Source organism: Pseudomonas sp. ATCC 43928 (assembly GCF_005938665.2).
In the GTDB taxonomy this organism is placed as follows: domain Bacteria; phylum Pseudomonadota; class Gammaproteobacteria; order Pseudomonadales; family Pseudomonadaceae; genus Aquipseudomonas.
Map to the genome: position 1 here is coordinate 3,708,366 of NZ_CP041753.1, position 21,621 is coordinate 3,729,986.

The 21,621-nt window shown below is 59.1% G+C and carries 16 protein-coding genes and 2 pseudogenes; 15 read left to right on the forward strand and 3 right to left on the reverse strand.

What is annotated here, in order from left to right:
- The first annotated feature begins 62 nt into the window (after positions 1-62).
- A complete protein-coding gene (locus tag FFH90_RS16920; protein ID WP_111453586.1) occupies positions 63-1,064 on the forward strand; it encodes a FecR family protein in 1,002 nt (333 codons plus the stop codon).
- A 56-nt stretch (positions 1,065-1,120) separates the two neighbouring features.
- Here the strand turns inward: FFH90_RS16920 and FFH90_RS16925 are convergent, their stop codons facing one another.
- The gene (locus FFH90_RS16925) at positions 1,121-3,466 is read right to left on the reverse strand and encodes an acylase (RefSeq protein WP_138867639.1); all 2,346 of its coding nucleotides are present in this window, start codon (positions 3,464-3,466) and stop codon (positions 1,121-1,123) included.
- A gap of 235 nt (positions 3,467-3,701) precedes the next feature.
- Here FFH90_RS16925 and FFH90_RS16930 point away from each other — a divergent pair, with 235 nt between their 5' ends.
- Entirely contained in the window at positions 3,702-4,103 is a 402-nt protein-coding gene (locus tag FFH90_RS16930; RefSeq protein WP_018926106.1) for a hypothetical protein, read from the forward strand.
- On the opposite strand, the gene FFH90_RS16935 is transcribed toward FFH90_RS16930, so the two are convergent.
- Complete coding sequence (locus tag FFH90_RS16935) at positions 4,093-4,281, reverse strand: hypothetical protein (RefSeq protein ID WP_138867640.1); 189 nt, start codon at positions 4,279-4,281, stop codon at positions 4,093-4,095. The two genes, FFH90_RS16930 and FFH90_RS16935, sit on opposite strands and share 11 nt — an antisense overlap.
- A 593-nt stretch (positions 4,282-4,874) precedes the next feature.
- On the opposite strand from FFH90_RS16935, the gene FFH90_RS16940 reads away from it, so the two are divergent.
- Genes FFH90_RS16940 through FFH90_RS16960 form a run of 5 tightly spaced genes read left to right on the forward strand, consistent with a single transcriptional unit; the run spans position 4,875 to position 11,961 of the window.
- Positions 4,875-6,116 carry an MFS transporter gene (locus FFH90_RS16940; protein WP_138867641.1) on the forward strand — a complete coding sequence of 414 codons (1,242 nt, stop codon included), beginning with the start codon at positions 4,875-4,877 and terminating at the stop codon, positions 6,114-6,116.
- Positions 6,117-6,137: 21 nt separating this feature from the next.
- Positions 6,138-7,268, forward strand: a complete 1,131-nt coding sequence (locus tag FFH90_RS16945) for an acyl-protein synthase (RefSeq protein WP_168206169.1) — start codon at positions 6,138-6,140, stop codon at positions 7,266-7,268.
- Between the two features lies 1 nt (position 7,269).
- Positions 7,270-9,672, forward strand: a complete 2,403-nt coding sequence (locus FFH90_RS16950; RefSeq protein WP_138867642.1) for an aldehyde dehydrogenase family protein — start codon at positions 7,270-7,272, stop codon at positions 9,670-9,672.
- Between the two features lie 40 nt (positions 9,673-9,712).
- Complete coding sequence (locus FFH90_RS16955) at positions 9,713-11,002, forward strand: phenylacetate--CoA ligase family protein (RefSeq protein ID WP_168206170.1); 1,290 nt, start codon at positions 9,713-9,715, stop codon at positions 11,000-11,002.
- A complete protein-coding gene (locus FFH90_RS16960) occupies positions 11,002-11,961 on the forward strand; it encodes a GNAT family N-acetyltransferase (protein ID WP_138867643.1) in 960 nt (319 codons plus the stop codon). Before FFH90_RS16955 ends, FFH90_RS16960 begins: the two co-directional genes overlap by 1 nt.
- Here the strand turns inward: FFH90_RS16960 and FFH90_RS16965 are convergent.
- The gene (locus tag FFH90_RS16965; RefSeq protein ID WP_111453580.1) at positions 11,950-12,876 is read right to left on the reverse strand and encodes a LysR family transcriptional regulator; all 927 of its coding nucleotides are present in this window, start codon (positions 12,874-12,876) and stop codon (positions 11,950-11,952) included. The genes FFH90_RS16960 and FFH90_RS16965 overlap by 12 nt on opposite strands.
- 115 nt (positions 12,877-12,991) lie before the next feature.
- Between FFH90_RS16965 and FFH90_RS16970 the strand changes: the two genes are divergently transcribed.
- The 8 genes and pseudogenes from FFH90_RS16970 to glgA all read left to right on the forward strand — a co-directional run bounded on the left by FFH90_RS16970 (position 12,992) and on the right by glgA (position 21,613).
- A complete protein-coding gene (locus FFH90_RS16970; RefSeq protein ID WP_064618145.1) occupies positions 12,992-13,987 on the forward strand; it encodes an aldo/keto reductase in 996 nt (331 codons plus the stop codon).
- 241 nt (positions 13,988-14,228) lie between these two features.
- Positions 14,229-15,362 (forward strand): annotated as a pseudogene (locus tag FFH90_RS30725) (cache domain-containing protein); the annotation flags it as partial.
- Between the two features lie 333 nt (positions 15,363-15,695).
- A pseudogene (locus FFH90_RS30730) lies at positions 15,696-16,223 on the forward strand (methyl-accepting chemotaxis protein); the annotation flags it as partial.
- A 202-nt stretch (positions 16,224-16,425) separates the two neighbouring features.
- Entirely contained in the window at positions 16,426-16,872 is a 447-nt protein-coding gene (locus FFH90_RS16980) for a DUF411 domain-containing protein (protein WP_018926116.1), read from the forward strand.
- Entirely contained in the window at positions 16,872-17,306 is a 435-nt protein-coding gene (locus FFH90_RS16985) for a YqaA family protein (RefSeq protein ID WP_138867644.1), read from the forward strand. Before FFH90_RS16980 ends, FFH90_RS16985 begins: the two co-directional genes overlap by 1 nt.
- A gap of 139 nt (positions 17,307-17,445) precedes the next feature.
- Positions 17,446-18,489 carry an alpha/beta fold hydrolase gene (locus FFH90_RS16990; protein ID WP_018926118.1) on the forward strand — a complete coding sequence of 348 codons (1,044 nt, stop codon included), beginning with the start codon at positions 17,446-17,448 and terminating at the stop codon, positions 18,487-18,489.
- Between the two features lie 13 nt (positions 18,490-18,502).
- The gene (locus FFH90_RS16995; RefSeq protein WP_138867645.1) at positions 18,503-19,456 is read left to right on the forward strand and encodes a D-2-hydroxyacid dehydrogenase family protein; all 954 of its coding nucleotides are present in this window, start codon (positions 18,503-18,505) and stop codon (positions 19,454-19,456) included.
- Between the two features lie 570 nt (positions 19,457-20,026).
- The gene (gene glgA, locus FFH90_RS17000) at positions 20,027-21,613 is read left to right on the forward strand and encodes a glycogen synthase GlgA (RefSeq protein ID WP_138867646.1); all 1,587 of its coding nucleotides are present in this window, start codon (positions 20,027-20,029) and stop codon (positions 21,611-21,613) included.
- Positions 21,614-21,621: the final 8 nt, after the last annotated feature.

The window sequence follows — 21,621 nt, forward strand, 5'->3', positions numbered from 1 at the left end:
CATGACGATTGTTCTCGCAGGCTTCCCCTCAAGGTTAGAATGCAGGAAATCAGGATGAGTCAATGACCGACCACTCTCTCTCGCAAGCCCAATACGACGCCATCACCGATGCCGCTGCGCACTGGTGCATGCGTCTGCACGCCAGCGACTGCACGGCAGAGGAACGCCTGGCGTTCGAGCAATGGCGTGATGCCCATCCGCTGCACGCCTTCGAGTACGAAGCCATGCTGGAGATCTGGGATGTTGCGGGGGATTTGCCTCGTCCTGAATCCGTCACACCGGCTGTTCGGCTCAAACCGACAACGCCCTGGCGCACCTTCGGCATCGCCGCTACCGTCTGCGCCCTGGCGCTGCCGCTGGCGGCGTATACCGGATGGAACCTGGGGTGGCTGCCCAATGCCTACCAGCATTTCGAGGCGACCGATAATGTTCGTCAGGTCACGCTGGGTGACGGCAGCCAGGTGGAGCTGAACCTGGGCAGTGAACTGACGTTCAGCAATTACAAGGATCAACGTCGTGTCACGCTGAAAAAAGGCGAAGCCTTCTTCAGCGTCAGCCACGACCTGCAGCACCCGTTCATTGTCAGGGCGGGCGACGGCAGGATTCGTGTCACCGGCACCCAATTCAATGTCTGGATGTATGAAGACCAGGTACGCGTGAACCTGATCGAGGGTTCCGTGCTGGTGACCAGCAACGATGCCCTGCCCGGCGACGGTCTACGCCTGGAACCTGCGATGCAGGCACGTTACAGGCACGGCGACTTCACGCCACAAATCAGCCAGACCTATGCCAACGACCAGTCGCTGGCCTGGCGCAGCGGCAAACTGGTGCTTGATAATCTGGCGCTGACCGATGCCCTGCCCTTGATCAATCGTTATCTGAACAAACCGGTGATGCTCGCGGACCACAGCGCTGGTTCGATTCGCCTCGGCGGTATCTACAACATCAAAGAGCTCAATAACCTGGTGGCTTCGCTGCCCAAGGTGCTGCCGGTCTACCTGACCCGCAACCAGGACGGCAATCCGGTCCTCAACTCAATGCCTCAACAAGCCCCAAAAAGCTGAAGGCCGCGACCCTTGCGGGGTACGGCCTTCACCTTTTCATTTAAACGCTATCGCTGTTACTGCGCGGCGACCTTTCCCACCTTTTCATCCTGCTCGCGGATCGTCTGAGCCTGATACTGCGGATCAGCCGTGATCTGCTGCTCGGTGAACGGCAACACACTCAACTGCTTCTTCGAAAAGGCCTGTGTCTGGTCCCGGGAATACTTCGACGCCGGGTCACTGGACAACGAGAATGCCAGCAAACCCTGAGCCTGCGGCCCCTTGTCATCGAACGTCACCACCTGCAAATAGCTGGTGCCACTGACGACTTCACGTTTGCCGTCGGTTCTCGGCACGCTTTGAATGGCGTTATACACACCCAGCGCGCCCGGCCCGCCGTGGATCGGCGTTTGCTGCCCGCCACTGCTGGCCACCTGGATATCGCCCCAGCGGCTGTCGGCCTTCAGGCCAAGGGTCTCGACCTTCTCTACCGAAGCCAGCATCGCCGCTCGAACCGCTTTGGCGACTTCCGGCCGTTCGGTGGCCAGGCCACTCGGGGTGTGTTGCGGATCCTTCGGATCGAACGCCACACGCCAGAAGTCAGGGCTTTGCTGCAACGCCAGCATGACGTTCTGAAAATGCACAAAGCCCAGCCCACTGTCCAGATTCACTCGGTGATCCCAAGCCTTGAGACTGGCACACAAGGGCGTCAGCGTCGGCGCATCGGTGCCGAGGTCCGCGGCACAGAATTGCAGCAGGTCCGGCATCACCAGGGCCGCCTGATACACCTGATCGTCCATCACCATGTGTTGCAGATCCGCCGCCGCAATAGGACCCGCCTTGTTTAAAAAGCTCAGGCGCTCCAGGGCGAAGCGCGAACGCAGCCCCAATGGCTGGCTGTCCTGACTGATCAATGGCGAGAAACCGGTGAGCGGTTGTGCCGGGTTGGCCATCCAGGCCGAATCGTTGGAATGCTGCACAAAATCCTTGCGCAGCAGTTGCGGCAATTTGTCTGCGGCATAAATGCCTTTTTGCGCGGCGTGCGGGTCGACGTCCCAGGCACAAGCACTGTTGGAGCCGTCGAGCAGGATCATCTGTAACCCCGCTCGCGGATCGCTGCACTTGGCCAACTTCTCGGCACTGACGTTCGGCACCACTGACAGGTTCATGTAAAGCGTCTGCCCCTGATCGTCCACTGCCAGGGTGTTGACCCACGGGATCCCCTGAATCTTGTGCACCGAAGCCTGTAAATCCTTGAGGCTGGCGGCACGATTCATCGTGTACCACTGCTGCAAGACCCGGTCGTTGTCCAGGTTGGCATCGCGCAGGCTATAGGCGAACTGATTGTTCCAGTCCAGTTTTCCGGGCCATTGCACAATCGGCCCGAACGCCGAGCTATAGACCACATGGGAAATCTGCCGGGTCTGGCCATCGGGTTGCTTCACGCTGACTGTCAGCGTCTGCTTTTTCATTGGCAAGGACTTGCCATCGAGCAGGTAGCGGGTCGGCTCCTTCGGATCGAGTTGCAGGCGATACAAGGTGAAGTGCTTGGACGAGTCCACGGTGTGGGTCCATGCCAGATGCTGGTTGAACCCGATGTTGATCATCGGCAGACCGGGCAACGCGGCGCCCATCACATCCAGTTTGCCGGGAATGGTCAGGTGCATCTGATAGAAACGCATCCCGCCCACCCAAGGAAAATGCGGGTTGGCCAGCAGCATTCCGCGACCGTTGAACGAACGCTCGCTGCCAACCGCCACGGCGTTGCTGCCTCGATCCAGAGCGAAGCGTTGCATGCGTGAAGTCGCCAACTGGAACGACGCCGGGTCGCCTGCCGCATGAGCGACGGCTTTAGGCGGAGTCGCGCCGGCCAGTGCTTCGGCAAACTGGCCCACGCCGCCTTCGACCAACAATCGACGAGTCAACTTGACCAGGTCCTGGGCGGTAATTGCGCGCACCCATTCGCCCTGGCATTGCTGCGGTAAACCCTGCGCTCGACGCTCTGTCAGCGAACGGTTGTAACCCGCCACATAGCCTTCAATGAGCTCACGGACTTCCGGAGTTTGCGCCTGCCAGAAACCGGCGACAGCCTCAGGGGTGTTCAGCCAGTTGAAAAACAGATCGCTGGCCAGGTTACCGCGCTCCTCGAGCGTCACCTGCTCCGGGCCAAAATACCGCGAACGCTCGCCATTGACGGTGACGATCTCATTGGCCAGCAAGCACAAGTTGTCTTGAGCGTAGGCATAGCCAATGCCATAGCCGAGCCCGCGCTCGTTTTCGGCGCGGATATGCGGTACGCCGAAACTGGTTCGACGGATGTCGGCCGTCGCCTGCTCTGGCTGACTGCGCGCGTTTGCCGCAAGGCTCAGCCCCAGAAACACACCCGCCAGGCTCAACCTGGTTAACTGCCTGGAAATAATCACGCTCGCTCCTGATCGAAAAGACGTATGACACGCAATGCGCCTTCCAGAAAAACGAAGCGAACACCAAAAAAATTAGGTCTTCGAGGGCATCCCCAAATGCCCTTCTCACAGAGCGCTGACGTCGCGGCGACAAATTTTCTACATGCAGGTCTTCATTATTTCCCGGCTCGTTCGTCTTATTGATCAAGAGCACCCATCACATTTTCATGATCAGGCTCTGGAAAGGAGTTTTTGCATGTACAACCCGCAACTGCCAACGGATGGTAGCCATGCATCAAAGGGCAGCGCCATGAGCTCCGGTGCTTGCAATCAACAGACCGAACGCCAGGGTAACGAACGGATCAGGTTTTTGCTCAAGTGCTTTGGCCTGCGGACCAGCCTGATTCGCCTGAAAGTCATCGACGCCTTGCTAAGCGCCGCCGAAGGCGACCGCAGCCTGGGTGTGCGCGGTGTGCACAGTCATTTGCTGGACCTGGACATTCCCCTGTCCTTTCTCAGTGTCCGCGAAGTGTTGAAACGCCTGTGCAGTGAAGGCGTTATCACGCTCAATCCAGACAAAAGCTACAGCCTGCATCCACAGGCTGTCGCCGTCCTTCATGGCGAGCAATCAGGCCAGCAGGCGTCGCTCAAGGCTTGACCTTGCGACGCATCACGCCATTGATCCCCACCACGACCACCGCCACGCCAATGGCGATGTACTGGAACAGCTTCTCGCTGATGAACCCTGCGTTCTGCAGCCAGGAAAGGCCGAACATGATCCCCAGTACCACCAGGGAAATCAGAATCGAGTATTTCAAACGTTGCGACTGGGTCATTACGGGTTCCTGAACCAAAAAAATGTATCCGGTTTGTATCCGATTGCATACCAAACCACTACAGTTCTGCGCGAATGCGGGGCTGCAAACGGGGTCTCATGTTACAGCCGATGAAGAGTTTTGACTTCATTGCGGCGATAACCATGAGGATTTTTAAAATGTTCCGTCGAATCACAAAGCTGATTCCACTGCTCGCCCTCCTGACCCTGAGTGGCTGCATCATTTTTCCTAATAACGGCTGGCATGGCGGCCACCATTACGACCGTGACGGACACGGCTACTATCAGCGTCGATAACGTTAAACTGCTTTCTTGACCAGTGAATAACTTACCATTCACTCACAAGACGAAGAAATCACCCTACAAGTCGCGTACAAATGCCTGCTCTATAGCGGGCATTTTTGTGTAGGACTATTCTTATTTCTCTGTAATTTTATTTACAAAACCCCACTCCTCTTTCCCCTGAACTTCCAGCCAGACACATAACGAAAAGTATTGAAACTCTTAGCCTCACATAAGCACATGTAATTATTCATGAGCCATGGTTACTCTTGCTCTGCTGCCTTATCCAACTCCAGCACCAACGGGAACGCCATGCGCAAACCTTTGATAGATATAAGTCCGCCTCGATTATTCGGTTTTTGTCTTGCAATCACTCTTTTCGAACTGCTGACTTATATGGCCAGCGATATGATTATGCCGGCCATGTTGACCGTCACCCATCAACTGGATGCCAGTACGAGTCACGTTCCATATGCCTTCAATCTTTACTTGATTGGCGGCGTTCTTCTGCAGTGGCTTATCGGACCATTGTCCGATCACTTCGGTCGTCGCAGGCTGTTGCTCATCGGTTGTGCGGTGTTCGCCCTGGCCTGTGCCGTGGCGTTCTATGTGCAGAGCATTCTTGCCTTCAACGGCTTGCGCCTGATTCAGGGCATCGGATTGGGATTTGTCATTGCAGTCAGTTATCCAGCCCTGCAAGAAGTTTTCTGCGAAGCCGACGCGGTAAAAATCATGGCGTTGCTGGGGAACGTTGCGCTGCTCTCCCCGCTGCTCGGCCCCCTGCTCGGCAGCCTGGCGCTGGAATGGCTTTCCTGGCGGGAGCTGTTTTTAGTGTTGGGTGTCGGCGGCGCGACGGTCTGGCTCGGGCTTTACCTGTTCATGCCGGAAACCGTGGGCACCGCGCGCCAGGACGGTCAACAATTGGCCGCAGTGCCCTTTGAATGGAACGGCACCGTGCGCCGATACGCCGCGTTGCTCACCAACACACAATTCCTGAGCGCTACCGTCGCCCTGGGACTAATGAGCCTGCCGTTGATTGCCTGGATCGGCTTGGCGCCAATCTTGCTGATCCAGAGCCAGGGACTTCCTCCTCTGCAGTATGGCCTGTGGCAAATCCCGGTATTTACGGCCGTCATTTTCGGCAATCTGATACTCAACCGATTGATTGCCAACACTGAACTGCCTCAACTGATTCGATATGCGCTCTGGCCATTTTGCGGCGGGCTCATTGCATTGATCACCATAACGTTCACCGGTGCTTCAACGGTGCTGTTGGTCAGTTGCCTATCGCTTTACGCCATCGGTCTCGGCATGAGCAATGCCGCGCTGTACCGGCTCGCCCTGTTCTCCAGCGACGACAGCAAAGGCCTGGTCTCGGCCATGATCGGCATGATCTCCATTGCCGTCATGGGTGGCGGCGGCTCAATTATCGCCGCACTGGGTGCCGGTGACAGCCTTGAAGCCTTCGCCCTGATGGCCGGCCTCACGGGACTCTTGTGCCTGGCGCCCTTACGACTGTTTCTGCGTCGCTCTCATATCACGCTTGCCGTCTGATACCACCCCATAGGTCTTTTGATGATCCATCTACCCCACGCCGATGCGCTTTGCGCGTTAACGCAACCCTATTGCCTGGAATCCATGCCAGAAGGTCTGTTCGATCAGGCAATGGGTGAAATCAGCCTGTTTCATTGTCATCACACGCCCGGATATGAACGCTGGCTGAACGCCAATGGCCTTGATGCCCGCACTCTCGAGACACTGGATGACTGGTCAAGGTTGCCGCCGATTTTCGCCAATTACTTCAAACGTCATCTGCTGATCAGTCACACAGGCGAAGGCGCGCTGGAGATGACCTCATCCGGCACCAGCGGTCAGAAGAGTCGCATGCGCTACGACCATCGCAGCATGGTCGCCGCCCAAGGCATGGTGAGCCACATTTTCCGGCACTACGGCTGGGACACCCCGGACAGCCCCTGCAATTATTTGCTTCTGAGCTACGAACCCGAGGCGGTCATTACCCTGGGCACGGCCTATACCGATCAATTTCTGTGTAGCTATGCCCCCGTCAACCGAGCCGCTTACGGCTTGCGCCTGACCGGCAAAGGCCACGAGTTCGACCTCTTCGGTGTCATTCGCGCCCTGCAGGAGTTTGCCGAGGAAGGATTGCCCGTTCGCATTCTCGGTTTTCCGGCGTTCCTTTCCCATGCACTGCAGCACATGGAGGACACAGGCGTGGCCGACTTGCAGTTGCCTGCCCAGTCACTGGTGTTGCTGGGGGGCGGCTGGAAAACCCAGGCGGCACAGGAGATTCCCCTGCATCAGTTGTATGCCCGCATCAACCGGCAATTGGGTATCGACCTGTCCCGCTGCCGGGACGGCTACGGCGCCGTAGAGCATGCCGTGCCCTATATCCAGTGTGCCCACCATCATTTTCATGTACCGATTTACTCGAAGGTTTTCGTGCGCAACCCATCCGATTTCACTGTCCAGCCCTACGGCCAGCGCGGTTTGCTGGAATTCGTCTCCCCCTACATTTCCTCAAGCCCTGCTCATGCTGTGGTCATGGGCGATCTGGCAACGTTGCACCCCGGCGCCAGTTGCGGATGCGGCCTGACGACCGATTGGTTCGAACTGCATGGACGTGCCGGCACCAGCGCCAGTCGTAGCTGTGCCATGGCCGCTTCAGAACTGATCGGGGGAGCTTGATATGTACCTGATCAATGGCCAACTGCACGACGACATCTCTGCCCAAAGCGCCCTCGAACTCCTTCAGCAACCGCTGCCCCGGCTGCTGGCTACGCCGATCGACAGCGATATCGTGATCGAGTCCGCCGCTTGCTTTGCCACGCAGTTGCAAGCTCGCAGCCTGGATCTGCCCCTGGACGACGACCAATGTCAGGGGCTTATCGACTTCTGCCAGCGCAGCAACCTGAGCACCAAGCTTGAACGGGAATTGGGCCCGCAACCGCGTTCACTGCGGCGTATCGACTACCGCCAGCCAAGCTTCGAAAGCTGGCATCCATTGGGGCTGGTGGTGCATATCACCCCGGGCAATGCGCCGATGCTGGCGTTCTGCGCGATCCTCGAAAGCCTGCTGGCCGGCAACATCAACTGGCTGCGCCCCAGCTCCAGCGATCAGGGTTTGACCGCACAATTGCTCGCCGCCCTTGTTCAGTGCGACACCAGCGGCAGACTGGCCGAATTCGTAGCGGTACTGCCGGTGAACACCTCGTGCATCGCTCAACTCTGCGCCAAGGCCGATGGGGTATCCGCCTGGGGCGCAGAAGCGGCGCTTAAATCGATACGCCAGCAGATCCCGTCCGGCTGTCGCTGGATCGATTGGGGACACAAGATCAGCTTCGCCTATCTGTCGCCTGACGCGGCGTCGCCTTCGGCGCTCGATGCCCTGGCGGATGAGGTCTGTCGACTGGATCAACAAGCGTGTTCCAGTCCTCAATGGGTGCTGGTGGACAGCAACGATCCGGCCGTCTTGCAGAACCTCGGAGATCGACTGGCCGAAGCCTTCAACCGTCGCGCCCCACACTGGCCGGCATTAACGCCGACAGATCAGGAAGCATCGGAAATCACCACCCGCACCGCCATGGCACGGCTCGATCAGTGCTATGCCAATCAGACCGGCCAAGTGTGGACTGGCCTCGGATGGCGCGTCATCTGGGAGCACCATCAAAAGCTCGCGCCGTCACCGTTGTTTCGTACGATTGTGCTCAAACCGGTTCCTCAGTATCTGCTCGCCGAGACGCTGCAGCCCTGGCGCAACTTCCTGCAAAGCTGCGCGTTGATGTCCCCCTCGGAAAAAACGCCTGAGCTCGTTCGAACATTGGTCAATGCCGGCGTCAGTCGCATTGCACCTTGCGAATCGATCCATGACGGATACACCGGCGAGCCCCACGATGGCGTCTACGCGCTGTCGCGTCTGAGTCGCCGCCTCTCGGTGAGTTTGCCCCAGCATGTCTTAACAGGTCGTGCAACGCTCGACCCAGTTCCGCCCGCCCCCGACACATCCCATGACCCGATCATGGACAAGGACACTTTTATGGCCCAGCCGATCGGGTCCGCAGCACAGCTGTACTTCCGCTCCGGCGGTAGCAGCGGGACCCCGGCGCTGGCTGGCTTCAGCTATCAAGACTTTCATCGACAAATGCGCGCCTCGGCCGACGGCATGTTCTGCGTCGGGCTCGATCCGTCACTGGACCGGGTGATGAACCTGTTCTACGGCGGCAACCTTTATGGTGGTTTTTTCAGTTGTTCCAACATTCTTGAACGGATGGGGGTTGTGCATTTGTCCATGGGGGCTCCCCAGGACGATGACTTCAGCGAAATCGCCCGACTGATCGTGGAGCAGCGTGTCACCGTGCTGATCGGCATGCCCAGCACGTTGCATCGGCTGTTTCTCAAAGAGCAGGCCCGACTTCGCGCTTATGCCGGTATCGGCAAAGTATTCCTTGGCGGCGAACATCCGGGAGAAGCCAGTCGGCGCCTGATGGAAAGCTGTGGGGTGTCGACGATTCGCTCCGCCATGTATGGCTCCGTCGATGCAGGCCCCCTGGGGCATGCCTGCCGGGCAACGGCGGACGGCGTATTCCACTTGATGAGCGAAATCCAGCATCTGGAAATCGTCCAGCTCGAACAGGATGCGCCGGTACAGGCCAATGAGATCGGCCGCCTGCTGTTTACGTCACGCGCCCGGCAGGGTCAGCACGTGCGCCGATATGACATCGGCGACACCGGCCGCTGGATACCCGGAACCTGCCCTTGCGGACTGGAGACGCCGCGATTCGAACTGCTGCAGCGACACGACAAACTGGTGCGCATTGGCACGGAGTTCATTTCGCCCGCGGCGCTGGAACTCAGTGTGGGATCCCCCATTCAAGTGGTCCTGGACCACACCGCCAACGGGGTCGAACGCATGTACGTTCTCGCGGATGCAGACGCCGAGTGGGTACACGAAAAACTGCTGACCCACGAAGCCTTGGCGAATGCGGTGCGCGCTGAACTTTTAATTGTGGAGGTGACAACATGCGTTGAACAAGCATTCACCCGAAACAAACACAGTGGCAAAACCCCCTTAGTTATCGATCAACGAAAATAAGAGAAGTCGACGCAAGACGCCCACTATAAAAGAGAATCCCGTGAAGCCAACTTATTCGCTTGAACAACTTGTACCTTATATAAGACAACACTCCAACTTCTACCATAAACATCTGGAACACTTGCCCGAGAACGGGTTTACTTTAAAAGATCTGCCATTAACCCATGTGGCCGACTATTGGTCCGGTAGCAACGACTTGAGTCATTGGTCAGTCCTGACCGGAGATGTCGATGATGCACTGGTATTAAAAACCGGAGGCTCGACCAGCCAAGGCAAACTTGCGGTTTACTCCTACGAGGAATGGCAAGCCTTGGTCAGCACGTTCGGCGCCAGCCTCTCAGCTCAACTGGACAATGGCGACCGGGTTGCCAACCTGTTTTTTTCAGGGGATCTCTACGCCAGCTTTCTGTTCGTCCACGACTCCCTGGCCTATGTCGAGCGATCCATCTGCGAATTTCCGTTTACCGGAAACGTCGAGCCGGACGTATTGGCGGATGCCATAGAGCGGCATCGGATCAACGTTCTGGCCGGCGTACCGGCACAACTGCTGCAATTCTGCGCCTACCTGGCGCAGCATCGGCGTGTGTTGTACGGGGTTGAGACGCTGTTATATGCCGGCGAAAGCCTGTTTGCTCCGCAGTTGGCAATCCTTGGGGAAATGTTCCCCAATGCCCGTATCGCCTCGATCGGCTACGCCAGCGTAGACGCCGGGCTGATAGGCGCCAGCGATCGCGACTGCGCATTGGGCGAGCATCGGGTGTTCGATCAACAAACCCTGCTGGAAATCGTCGACGAACACACCGGTGAAGTGATTGAAGAGTGCGATCGCACCGGGTTGTTGGTACTGACCAACCTGACACGCCGGCTTATGCCGCTGCTGCGCTACCCAGTGGGCGACCGTGCCTGTTGGCGTGAGCCGGCCGCAACCCCGAGGCGTAAATTCGCGCTCAAAGGGCGCAGTGCCCACAGTCAACGAGTACGAGTCGGTGTGTTGTCGCTATTCACTGAAGAAATACACGAGATCGTCCAGCGTGTAGCGCGCAGCGAACAATGGCAATTGCTGATCGAGCAGACCGGCCCCAAGGATCTGCTGAGCGTGAAGTGGGTGCCCGAACCTCAGTTACAAGCCGTCGAACCGGTGCTCCGCGAATTGCGTGAAGCGCTGCTCGCCCACTACCCCGCCATCGACGACCTGAGCCGCGAGGGTCTGCTGGAGTTTCGAGTACTGCCTTGCGCAACCACAGACCTGAAACTCCACCCTCGCTCGGGCAAACAACTGCGGGTGCTGGATTTGCGAGTGTATGACGTTCCCTTGCAGGAGTTCGTGTGATGACCCCGTTGATAATTCGCGCCTACCGCCCTTCCGATGCAAACGCAGTGAGTCGATTGTTTCAAGAAGTCTACGGCGATCATTACGCTCAGCCGGATGTTTACCTGCCGAACATGATCAATCAGCACAATGCCGAGGGTCACTGGCAATCAATGCTGGCTGTGGATGACACAGCCGTCCTCGGTCATGCCGCGTTGCGACGCGACACACCTTCGAATACCGCGGAACTGGCCCTCACCGTGGTACATCCCGCCGCGCAGGGGCAGGACATCGCCACTCGTCTGGGCCGCGAACTGCTGAGACAGGCAGGTTCTCTGGGGCTTAAAAGCGCCTCGATCATGCAAGTGACCCACCATCCCTACACGCAACGCATCGCAAAAAAACTCGGTTTCCACAACACTGGACTGCTTCCCGACTACGTCCCCTCGCCATTTGGCGAACCACTTCCGGAAACCATGGTGATGTGTTGCCACATGATCGAAGGACACACACGACCACTCCCCGATATCCAATGGCCCGAAAGCTGCCGGGCGCTTATGCAGCACCTGTGCTCGGTGTTCGGAACCCACCAGGACACTCCGCGCCTCGCCACGTCCTTGCAAATTGAACAACATCAGCATCGGGTCGACATTATCATTCAGCATTTGAACAATGATTTACTTGAGCAACTCCGGCAACTGCCCGGGCACTGGGTGATCTCGGCACGGCTCGAACTGTCCCGGCACTTCGCCCGGGACTTGTGCAGTTTTTCGGCGCTGGGCTTCGCCTTTACCGGCTTGATGCCTACGTCAGGTGACAATGGCTGGTTCGCCCTGTTTCATCGGGGCGTGCAGGTTCGATCCCTCGATCTGGGCTGCGTATACATGCAACAGTTGCATGACGATTTGCAGCAGAACGCGAGCGCCACGAGAAGCCAGCGCTGCGCCGATGCATCCATTGGAGCCCGCTCAGCCGCGTGAGGGTTTCCTGTAAAAGTCATTACCCGGCTGAGCGCAAAGTTCCACCAGCCAGTCGACAAATACCCTAACCCGCCGGGATAACTGGCGGTGAGGAGGATAGAGCGCCGTCAGCGGCATACCCGGTGGCGGCACATCCCTCAGGACCTCGATCAAACGTCCCTCCTTCAATTGACGGGCAACGTGATAATACGGAGCCTGGACCAAGCCATATCCCGCCTCACACGCCGCCAGATAGCCATCGGAGCTGTTGACCGCGACGTGCTTGGGCAGGTCGATCAACCGCAACTGCCCATCGACGACAAACTCCAGTCCGTAGCGTTTGCCCGTGCTATTGGAAAAGTACTCCACCATCTGATGCCCCTTCAGATCCTCCAGACACCGCGGAGTCCCGCAACGTTGCAAGTATTCGGGACTCGCACACGTGACCTGATCCAGTGTGGCCAGCGGTCGCGCCACCAGTGATTCGTCCAGGGCCGAGCCGCCCCGCAACACGCAATCGACACCTTCGCGGATCAGATCCACAGTCCGGTCATTCAAACCGATTTCCAGCTCGATCAAGGGATAGCGTGCAGTGAATTGCGGCAATGCCGGGATCACCATCAAACGCCCCACTCCCGCCGGCATATCCACTCGCAACAGGCCTTTGGGGTTGTGGCGAGCAGCGGAAAACACGGCTTCGGTTTCCTCCAGATCCGCCAGCAACCGCACGCAACGCGGGTAATAGGCTGCGCCATCGAGCGTCAGGCTGATTTGCCGGGTGGTGCGTTGCAGCAGTTGCACGCCCAGGTGGGCCTCAAGTTGCTTGATCAGAATGGTCACGGAGGCACGCGGTAATTGCAGGCTGTCCGCCGCCTTGGCGAAGCCGCCCAGTTCGACGATTCGCGTGAATACACGCATGGCGTTTAAACGATCCATGGTCAGGACTCGATGATTATTTAGAAATTACGAACAGTGATAGCACTTTTAGCCGGTTTATCTTCGTTCTGTCGAGATCGACACTAAGCGCCTACATCCACAGGGAGTTCATTTCATGCAAACACGTCAACTGGGCAAGAACGGACCACAGGTGTCAGCCATCGGTCTGGGCTGCATGGGCATGACCGATTTCTACACCACCGGCGTGGACACACGCGAAGCCACGGCAACGCTGCATCGCGCGCTGGAGTTGGGGATCAACCTGCTCGACACGGCAGACATGTACGGCCCACACACCAACGAAGAGCTGATCGGCAAGGCGATTGTCGGCAAGCGCGACCAAGTGTTCCTGGCCAGCAAGTTCGGCATTGTCCGCGACCCGTCCAACCCCGGCGCGCGTGGCGTCAACGGTCGCCCGGAATACATTCGCGAAGCGATCGACGGCACCCTCAAGCGCCTGGGCGTGGAAACCCTGGATTTGTATTACCAGCACCGCATCGATCCGCAGGTGGCCATCGAGGAAACCGTCGGCGCCATGGCCGAACTGGTGAGGGCCGGCAAGGTGCGTTACCTGGGATTGAGTGAGGCCTCGGTCGATACACTGGAGCGAGCGCACAAGGTTCATCCGATCAGCGCCCTGCAAAGTGAATATTCGCTGTGGAGCCGCGATCAGGAAGAGAACGGTTGCCTGGCCGCATGCCAGCGCCTGGGCGTGGCCTTTGTACCTTATAGCCCGTTGGGCCGGGGCTTTTTGACCGGGGCACTGAAAAGCCCGGATGACTTCGCCGCAGACGACTACCGTCGCTTCAGCCCACGTTTCCAAGGGGAAAACTTTGCCAAAAACCTGTTGCTGGTGCAGCAGGTACAAACACTGGCCGCCGACAAAGGCGTGACAGCCGGCCAATTGGCCTTAGCCTGGGTTTTGGCTCAAGGGGATTACCTGATCCCGATTCCGGGCACCAAACAGCGTAAATACCTGGAGGAAAATGTGGCCGCGCTGGAGGTGAAACTGAGCCGCGAAGAGTTGCAGGCCCTTGAAGCGATATTCCCGGCCAATGCCACCGCTGGCTTGCGCTATCCGGAAGAGGTCATGAAGTTGCTCGACCGGTAGCCGTTGCCTGGCCCGCTCGACAGTTCGAGCGGGCCAACACAACCGACCACGTCAGGCCCTGGCCTTCACGCCCTTGCCAATGGGGACCGAGATCGACACTTCCCGCCCACCCCCCCGTCACCCCAGTCAAATCTTGCACGACCGTACCTAAAGCTCAGCCTTCGCGCGCCGATAGCCCTTCGACGCCGCCGATTTTCGAACCCCTACCCAATAATAAAAACGCTGCACAAGGACCGGTCCCATGCCCGCATTCCGTACCATTCAGGCTCGCTACACGCTGTTTCTGGTCCTGTTCATCCTGCTGCTATCCGTGCTGACCGTGGCTGGCATCAGCCAGTTGGTCGCGCCGAAGCTGCGTCACACCGAAGAACAAGTTGCCCTCAATCGCATCGCCGAAGTGGCCGAGCAGATCCAGGGTGAACTGAACAAGGTGCAAGCCCAGCAGCGCAGCATCACCCAGACCATTCCCCTGCTCGACAGCGCCGCCATCGACACGGTTCTGCCAGGCCTGGTCGATCAGTACGGTGAACTGAAGGTCTTTGGTGGCGGGATCTGGCCGTTGCCTGGTCAGCGCGAAGCCGGGCGCAACAAGTTCAGCACCTTCTGGCACCGCGATGCCTCGGGCAAACTGGCGGTCAACACGTTCTGGAACAGCGACGCGGCACCCAACTATTACGACCAGACCTGGTACAAGGGCGGCATGCAGACCCCGCGCGGCCAATGTGCCTGGGCCGCCGCTTATAAAGATGATGCCAGCGCCGAACCGCGCACCAACTGCGCCATGGCCATTCAGAAAAACGGCGCGGCGTACGGTGTCTCGACCATCGACGTGACCCTGGGTTTCTTCAACGACCTGGTGGCGCGCAAGGAAAAAGACCTGGGCGCCGAGATGCTGATTGTCGAGGGCGACGGCAAGATCATCAGCAACAGCTCGCGAATCAGCGGGCCGATCGTGTTGAAAAACATTAGCGAGCTGGCTGCCAACTCGCCGTTTGCCGCTCAGGTCAAGGCTGGTCTGGCGCAGCGTGACCAACCCCTGCAACGGGTCGAGTTCGATGACAACGGCGAAGCCAGCACCTTCTTCATGCGTCCGATCGAAGGCACGCCGTGGTTCCTCGCCACCGCCCTGCCGACCCGGCTGATCACCGCCCAGCGTGACGATGTGCTGAGCACCTTGAGCCTGTTGCAGATTCCGATGGTGATCCTGCTGGTATTGCTGCAGGTGTACGCCATCCGCCAACTGATCCAGCGTATGAAAGCCTTGAAAGCCAACATCGATGCCTTGTCCACGGGGGATGCCGACCTGACCCGACGCATCACCATCCGCGCCGAAGACGAACTGGGCGCCATCGGCCATTCGGTCAACGCCTTCATTGCCTACTTGCAGAACATGATCGGCGAAGTCACTCAGGCCACCGGCGCAATGGCGTCGAGCCTGGAGAACCTGCAGCGCACCTCCGCGCATACCAGCAAGATTCTGGTGCGTCACGCCTCGGAAACCGATCAGACCGTCACCGCCATCACCGAAATGAGTTCGACCGCCGACAGCGTCGCGCAAAACGCTGCCGAGACTGCCGCCTTCACCCAGCGCGCCAACGAACACGCCGATCGCTCCCGCGTGGTGGTCGGCGAAGCGTCCAGCAGTGTGGTGGCGCTGATCGGCGAAGTGGCGAGTGCCACCCATAAAGTCGAAAGCATGCAACAGGACGCCCAGCGCATCACCGAGATTCTCGGGGTGATTGGCGCCATTGCCGGGCAGACCAACTTGCTCGCGCTCAACGCGGCCATCGAAGCCGCCCGGGCAGGTGAGCAAGGTCGCGGGTTCGCGGTGGTTGCCGATGAAGTCCGTGCCCTCGCCGCCCGCACACAGGCCAGCACTTCGGAAATCAACGAAATGCTGTCTCGCCTGACCCAAGGCGTGAGTTCCTCGGTCAGCGCCATGGAAAACACCCAGGCCAGCTGCCAGTCAGCCGCCGATGCCACGGCCCGGGTCAACTCCGGCCTGGATGAAATGGCCGGCTCCGTCAGCCACATTAATAGCCTGAGCACCCAGATCGCCACGGCCGCCGAGCAGCAAAGCGCCGTGACCGAAGAGATCAACCGCAGCATGGTGCAGATCCGCCACATGGTCGACGAACTGGTGCAAAGCGGTCAGGCCAGCGAACTCAACACCCGGCAATTGCTGGAGGCCAACAACCGGGTGAGCGCGATCATGGGGCGGTTCAAGGTGCGTTGACTGTCGCCCCCTGAGCGCCGGTTTTCGACGCTCAGACGGCACACCTGACATTTTTGTCATTCCTCGCTCATTCAGCTGACAGCATCAACCTGCGATGATCTGGCCAGCCGACCTTGTATAACTTAGAAACACTCGCGCAATGCCCAGTCGGATAAAAGAGTCAAAATGCACCTTTTTGGCCGTAACCCGAGACGAGACTCCCATGCGAACCCACCTGCGTCTGGCCGCCCTGAGCGCCCTCTTCATCTCCTCCCTGGCCCAGGCCGCCGACCTGATCCCGATCGAAGTGCACCGCGACGCCAATTGCGGCTGCTGCAAAAAATGGGTCAGCCATCTGGAAGCCAACGGCTTCAAGGTCGAAGACCACGTCGAAGCCGATATGAGCCAGTTCAAGCAACAACACGGCGTACCGCCTCGCCTGGCGTCGTGCCACACCGCCTTGATCAACGGCAAGTTCGTCGAAGGCCATGTGCCGGCCGACCAAGTGCTGGCCTTGAGCAAACGTGACGATCTGTTGGGAGTTGCTGCCCCCGGTATGCCGATGGGCTCGCCCGGGATGGAAATGGACGGCATGAGCGATGCCTATCAGGTGATCGGCCTGCAAAAGGATGGCACTGACGTGGTGGTGGCGGACTACCCCGCCCATTGATGTTCGGTGCCTACATCGGGTTGTTTCTCGCGGCGTTCGGCGCCGCGAGCCTGCTGCCCTTGCAGTCCGAAGCGGTGCTGGTGGGGTTGTTGCTCAGCGACCGGTATTGGCTCTGGTCGCTGTTGGCAGTGGCAACGCTGGGCAACGTGCTGGGGTCGCTGCTGAACTGGTGGCTGGGACGCGGCATCGAGCGGTTTCGCGAGCGGCGCTGGTTTCCGGTCAGCCCTCGTCATCTTCAACAAGCCCAAATACATTATCTGCGCTACGGTCATTGGTCCTTGCTGCTGAGTTGGGTGCCGATCATCGGCGACCCGCTGACGCTGGTGGCCGGCGTCATGCGCGAACCGCTGGGGCGTTTCCTGATGATCGTGACCCTCGCCAAGGGTGCCCGCTATGGCGTACTGGCAATGGCCACGTTGGGCTGGATGGGTTGAACGAAAGGCCCCGTGTATCGGCGTTCGCCGTAGCAGCTGCTACAAAAAGAGTGCATCGCGAGGGGAATGGCTTGACTGCGTTTAATGTCACCCTAATCACGCCAATCCAGCATCGGCGGATTTCCTGTGGAGTTTCCCCATGTCGCCCATCCTTTCCCGCTGGTTACCCGGCCTGCTGCTAACGGCGGCACTGCCGGTTCTCGTTTATGCCCAGAACCAGGCCCAGGCCGAAACACCAGAATACGGCCTGGAACTCCAGGGCTTTGACTACCCCTACACGGTCAAGCATTTCGCCTTTCAATCCCAGGGCAAATCCCTGCAAATGGGCTACATGGACGTTGCCGCCCAAGGCAAGGCCAACGGCCGCAGCGTGGTGTTGATGCATGGCAAGAATTTCTGCGCAGCCACCTGGGACAGCTCGATCAAGGCACTGAGCGAGGCCGGTTACCGGGTCATCGCCCCGGACCAGATCGGCTTCTGCACCTCCAGTAAACCGGACCACTATCAGTACAGTTTCCAGCAACTGGCGAGCAACACTCAGCAACTGCTCAAAGCCCTCGGCATACAAAAGGCGACCCTGCTCGGCCACTCCACCGGCGGCATGCTCGCCACCCGCTATGCGCTGCAATACCCCGATCAGGTCGAACAACTGGCGCTGGTCAACCCCATCGGCCTGGAAGACTGGAAAGCCCTCGGCGTGCCATATCGCTCGGTCGATCAATGGTATGAGCGCGAGCTGAAAGTGACCGCGCAAGGTATTCATGACTACCAACGCACCACCTATTACGACGGCCGCTGGAAGCCCGAGTTTGACCGCTGGGTGAACATGTACGCAGGCCTGGCCAAAGGACCGGGCAAAACAGCGGTGGCGTGGAACTCGGCGCTGATTTACGACATGATCTTCAACCAGCCGGTGTACTACGAGTTCAAGGACCTGAAAGTGCCGACCCTGCTGTTGATCGGCACCTCCGACACCACAGCCATCAACAAAGACATCGCACCGCCTGAGGTCAAGGCGAAAATCGGTCATTACGATGTACTCGGCAAGCAAGTGGCGAAGCTGGTCCCCCAGTCGACACTGATTGAATTCCCGGGTCTGGGCCACGCGCCGCAGATGGAGGAGCCGGCGAAGTTTCATCAGGCGTTGCTCGGCTGGCTGAACAAAACCAATCCCGTTCGTTGATGAGGTAAGGCTGATGGCGGTGCAGATTGCGGTGATCGATGACTGGCAGGACGTGGCGCGCGACGTGGTGGACTGGTCAGTGCTGGACAGCATCGGCCAGGTGAGTTTTATCCATGACTACCCGGCCGATAACGAAACCCTGGCCGAGCGCCTGGGCGCATTCGAGGTGATCTGCGTGATGCGCGAGCGCACCCGGTTCGACGAAGACCTGCTGCGGCGCTTGCCCACCCTCAAACTGTTGGTTACCGGCGGCATGCGCAACGCCGCCCTGGACCTGAAGGCCGCCGCCGCGCTGGGCATCCAGGTCTGCGGCACCGACAGCTACAAACATGCCGCGCCAGAACTGACCTGGGCACTGATCATGGCCGCGACCCGCAACCTGGTGGCCGAAGCCAACGCCTTGCGCGCGGGCTTTTGGCAGCAAGGCCTGGGTGGCGACTTGCAGGGCAAGACGCTGGCGATCCTCGGCCTGGGCAGTATCGGTCAACGGGTTGCCCAATTCGGCCAGGTGTTCGGCATGCGCGTCATTGCGTGGAGCGAAAACCTCACCAGTGAACGAGCGGCCGAAGTCGGCGTGACCTATGTCAGCAAGCAGGAACTGTTCGAGCAAGCCGATGTGCTGTCAGTCCATCTGGTGCTCAGCGAGCGCAGCCGAGGGCTGGTGGACGCTCAGGCGCTGGACTGGATGAAGCCCACGGCATGGCTGGTCAATACTGCGCGCGGGCCGATTGTCGATGAGTCGGCGCTGATCAAGGCGCTGCAGAAAAAGCGCCTGGCGGGCGCAGCTCTGGACGTGTTCGAGCACGAGCCGTTGCCCCGCCATCATCCGTTCAGAACCCTGGACAATGTGTTGGCCACGCCCCATGTCGGGTACGTCAGCCGACAGAACTATCAGCTGTTCTTTTCGCAGATGATCGAGGACATTCAGGCTTGGGCGACCGGGGCGCCGATTCGGTTGCTGGGCTGAGACGGCGTTATCGTTCTTCGCGGGCAAGCCGCGCGCCCACATGTGAAATGCATTCCCCTGTGAGAGCGAGGCCTGCCCGCGAAGAGTCCCTCAAATCCACCACACCCTCCTAAATCCTGCGCACCGAAATGGTGCAATCCCTATTCCATCGCGCCCAACTAGCGTGACTTCCCGGTCCCGATTTGACCCACCCCAAAAAACAAACCTGCCCTTCGTCGGTGCGTTTCCCCATAAAGCCCGTGTGTTTTGTACCCTCCCCCAACCGATTGTCGAACAATTTGTCCGGTTGACCACCCCGCTCTAGGTTCTGGCCTAGACTGTTTTCGGGGAATAAAACCGACTGGTCATTCGGTGAAATAAATAGAAACTTTTCGTATTGGCTTCAGGTCAGCTGAAAGGTAGGGCACAGCGACTGGTGCATTCCTTGCAACAGCCACTTCACCCATTGAGCTACAGCGCATGGGCAGCACTTGCTCACCGATGCGTAGCGCGTTTGCGCCCGGCCACAGGAATTGGCCAACACCGTTTGTGCCAGGTTTGGAATCAGATCAACAACACGGGGAGATGCATATGATCAATACGGCGTTAGATGTTCAGGGAGAACGTGCTCATCAACAGGTCGGCGAAGCCAGCACCGTAGGAGCCCTTACCGCCAAATCGGTCAGCGTCCCGGTCACCAAGGCGTTGGCACCGGTAGTCCGTCAGAATCCCAACAAGAAAAAAGTGTTGTTCGTCACCTCGGAGATTGCCGATCTGGTGAAGACCGGTGGCCTGGGAGACGTTTCCGCCGCGCTGCCGCGAGCCATGGCTCACCTGCACGATGTCCGGGTGTTGATCCCCGGTTACCCGCAAGTGCTGAACAGCGAAAATCCAATTCATATCATCGGTGAACTGGGCGGGCACGCCGCGTTGCCGCCCTGCAAGATCGGGCGCATGGACATGCCCGACGGCCTGGTCATTTACGTGTTGATCTGCCCTGAACTGTACGAGCGCGAAGGTTCACCCTACGGCGCCAACAACGGCCGTGACTGGCCAGACAACCATATTCGTTTCGCCCGCCTGGGGCTTGCGGCCGCCGATATCGCCGCCAACCTCGCACAAATTCACTGGTGCCCGGATCTGGTGCATGCACACGATTGGCCCGCCGGCCTGGCCCCTGCCTATATGCACTGGCGTGGCCAACGCACCCCGACCCTGTTCACCATCCATAACCTGGCGTACCAAGGCGTCACCAGCCTCGGCTCATGCCCGGAACTCGGTATTCCCGTGCATGCCTTGCAGCAGGAAGGTATGGAGTTTTACGGCAAGATGTCGTTCCTCAAGGCCGGCATGGCCTACTCGAGCCACATCACCACCGTCAGCGCCACCTATGCCCAGGAAATCACCACGCCGGCCTTCGGCTGCGGCCTCGACGGTTTTCTCGCCGCCAAGACCCAGCAAGGTCTGCTCAGCGGGATTCCCAATGGCATCGATGAAAGCTGGGACGCAGCCACCGATCCGCACCTGTTCTGCCCGTTCGGCATCGGCGACTGGGACGGTAAAGCAGTCAACGCGGCGCACGTTCGCCGGTTATTCGGCCTGGATGATTCTGAAGGCCCGCTGTTCGCCGTGGTCTCGCGGCTTGTCTACCAGAAAGGCCTGGACCTGACCGAAGCGGTGGCCGAATACATTGTCGCCAATGGCGGCCAGATTGCGATCATCGGCCGCGGCGAACCGGAAGAAGAACAAGCCATGCGTGAGCTGGCGTTGCGCTTCCCCGGGCAAATCGGCGTGCACATCGGCTTCAATGAAACCGACGCCCGCCGGATGTTTGCCGGCAGTGATTTCCTGCTGATGCCTTCGCGTTACGAACCTTGCGGCCTGAGCCAGATGTACGCCCAGCGCTTCGGCTCATTGCCGGTGGCGCGCAATACCGGCGGCCTGGCCGACACCATTGAAAACGGCGTGACCGGTTTTCTTTTCGACGAATCCACCGTGGAGAGCTATCGCGAAGCCCTGAGCCGCGCGTTCAAGGTGTTCGCCTTCCCCGGCCTGCTCAACGCCATGCGTTGCCGGGCCATGGCGGCGCCTTTCAACTGGTGCAAGGCGGTCGAACCCTACGCCGAACTCTACGAACAACTGGTGGCTAAAGCGCTGGGTAAATCGGGCAAACAGTAAGAGGTTTT

Bases quoted from the DNA above. Each gene is read 5' to 3' on its own strand.
- FFH90_RS16920 (WP_111453586.1), top strand. From the start codon at position 63: ATGACCGACCACTCTCTCTCGCAAGCCCAATACGACGCCATCACCGAT.
- FFH90_RS16930 (WP_018926106.1), top strand. From the start codon at position 3,702: ATGTACAACCCGCAACTGCCAACGGATGGTAGCCATGCATCAAAGGGC.
- FFH90_RS16935 (WP_138867640.1), bottom strand. From the start codon at position 4,281: ATGACCCAGTCGCAACGTTTGAAATACTCGATTCTGATTTCCCTGGTG.
- FFH90_RS16940 (WP_138867641.1), top strand. From the start codon at position 4,875: ATGCGCAAACCTTTGATAGATATAAGTCCGCCTCGATTATTCGGTTTT.
- FFH90_RS16945 (WP_168206169.1), top strand. From the start codon at position 6,138: ATGATCCATCTACCCCACGCCGATGCGCTTTGCGCGTTAACGCAACCC.
- FFH90_RS16950 (WP_138867642.1), top strand. From the start codon at position 7,270: ATGTACCTGATCAATGGCCAACTGCACGACGACATCTCTGCCCAAAGC.
- FFH90_RS16960 (WP_138867643.1), top strand. From the start codon at position 11,002: ATGACCCCGTTGATAATTCGCGCCTACCGCCCTTCCGATGCAAACGCA.
- FFH90_RS16965 (WP_111453580.1), bottom strand. From the start codon at position 12,876: ATGGATCGTTTAAACGCCATGCGTGTATTCACGCGAATCGTCGAACTG.
- FFH90_RS16970 (WP_064618145.1), top strand. From the start codon at position 12,992: ATGCAAACACGTCAACTGGGCAAGAACGGACCACAGGTGTCAGCCATC.
- FFH90_RS16980 (WP_018926116.1), top strand. From the start codon at position 16,426: ATGCGAACCCACCTGCGTCTGGCCGCCCTGAGCGCCCTCTTCATCTCC.
- FFH90_RS16985 (WP_138867644.1), top strand. From the start codon at position 16,872: ATGTTCGGTGCCTACATCGGGTTGTTTCTCGCGGCGTTCGGCGCCGCG.
- FFH90_RS16990 (WP_018926118.1), top strand. From the start codon at position 17,446: ATGTCGCCCATCCTTTCCCGCTGGTTACCCGGCCTGCTGCTAACGGCG.
- FFH90_RS16995 (WP_138867645.1), top strand. From the start codon at position 18,503: ATGGCGGTGCAGATTGCGGTGATCGATGACTGGCAGGACGTGGCGCGC.
- glgA (WP_138867646.1), top strand. From the start codon at position 20,027: ATGATCAATACGGCGTTAGATGTTCAGGGAGAACGTGCTCATCAACAG.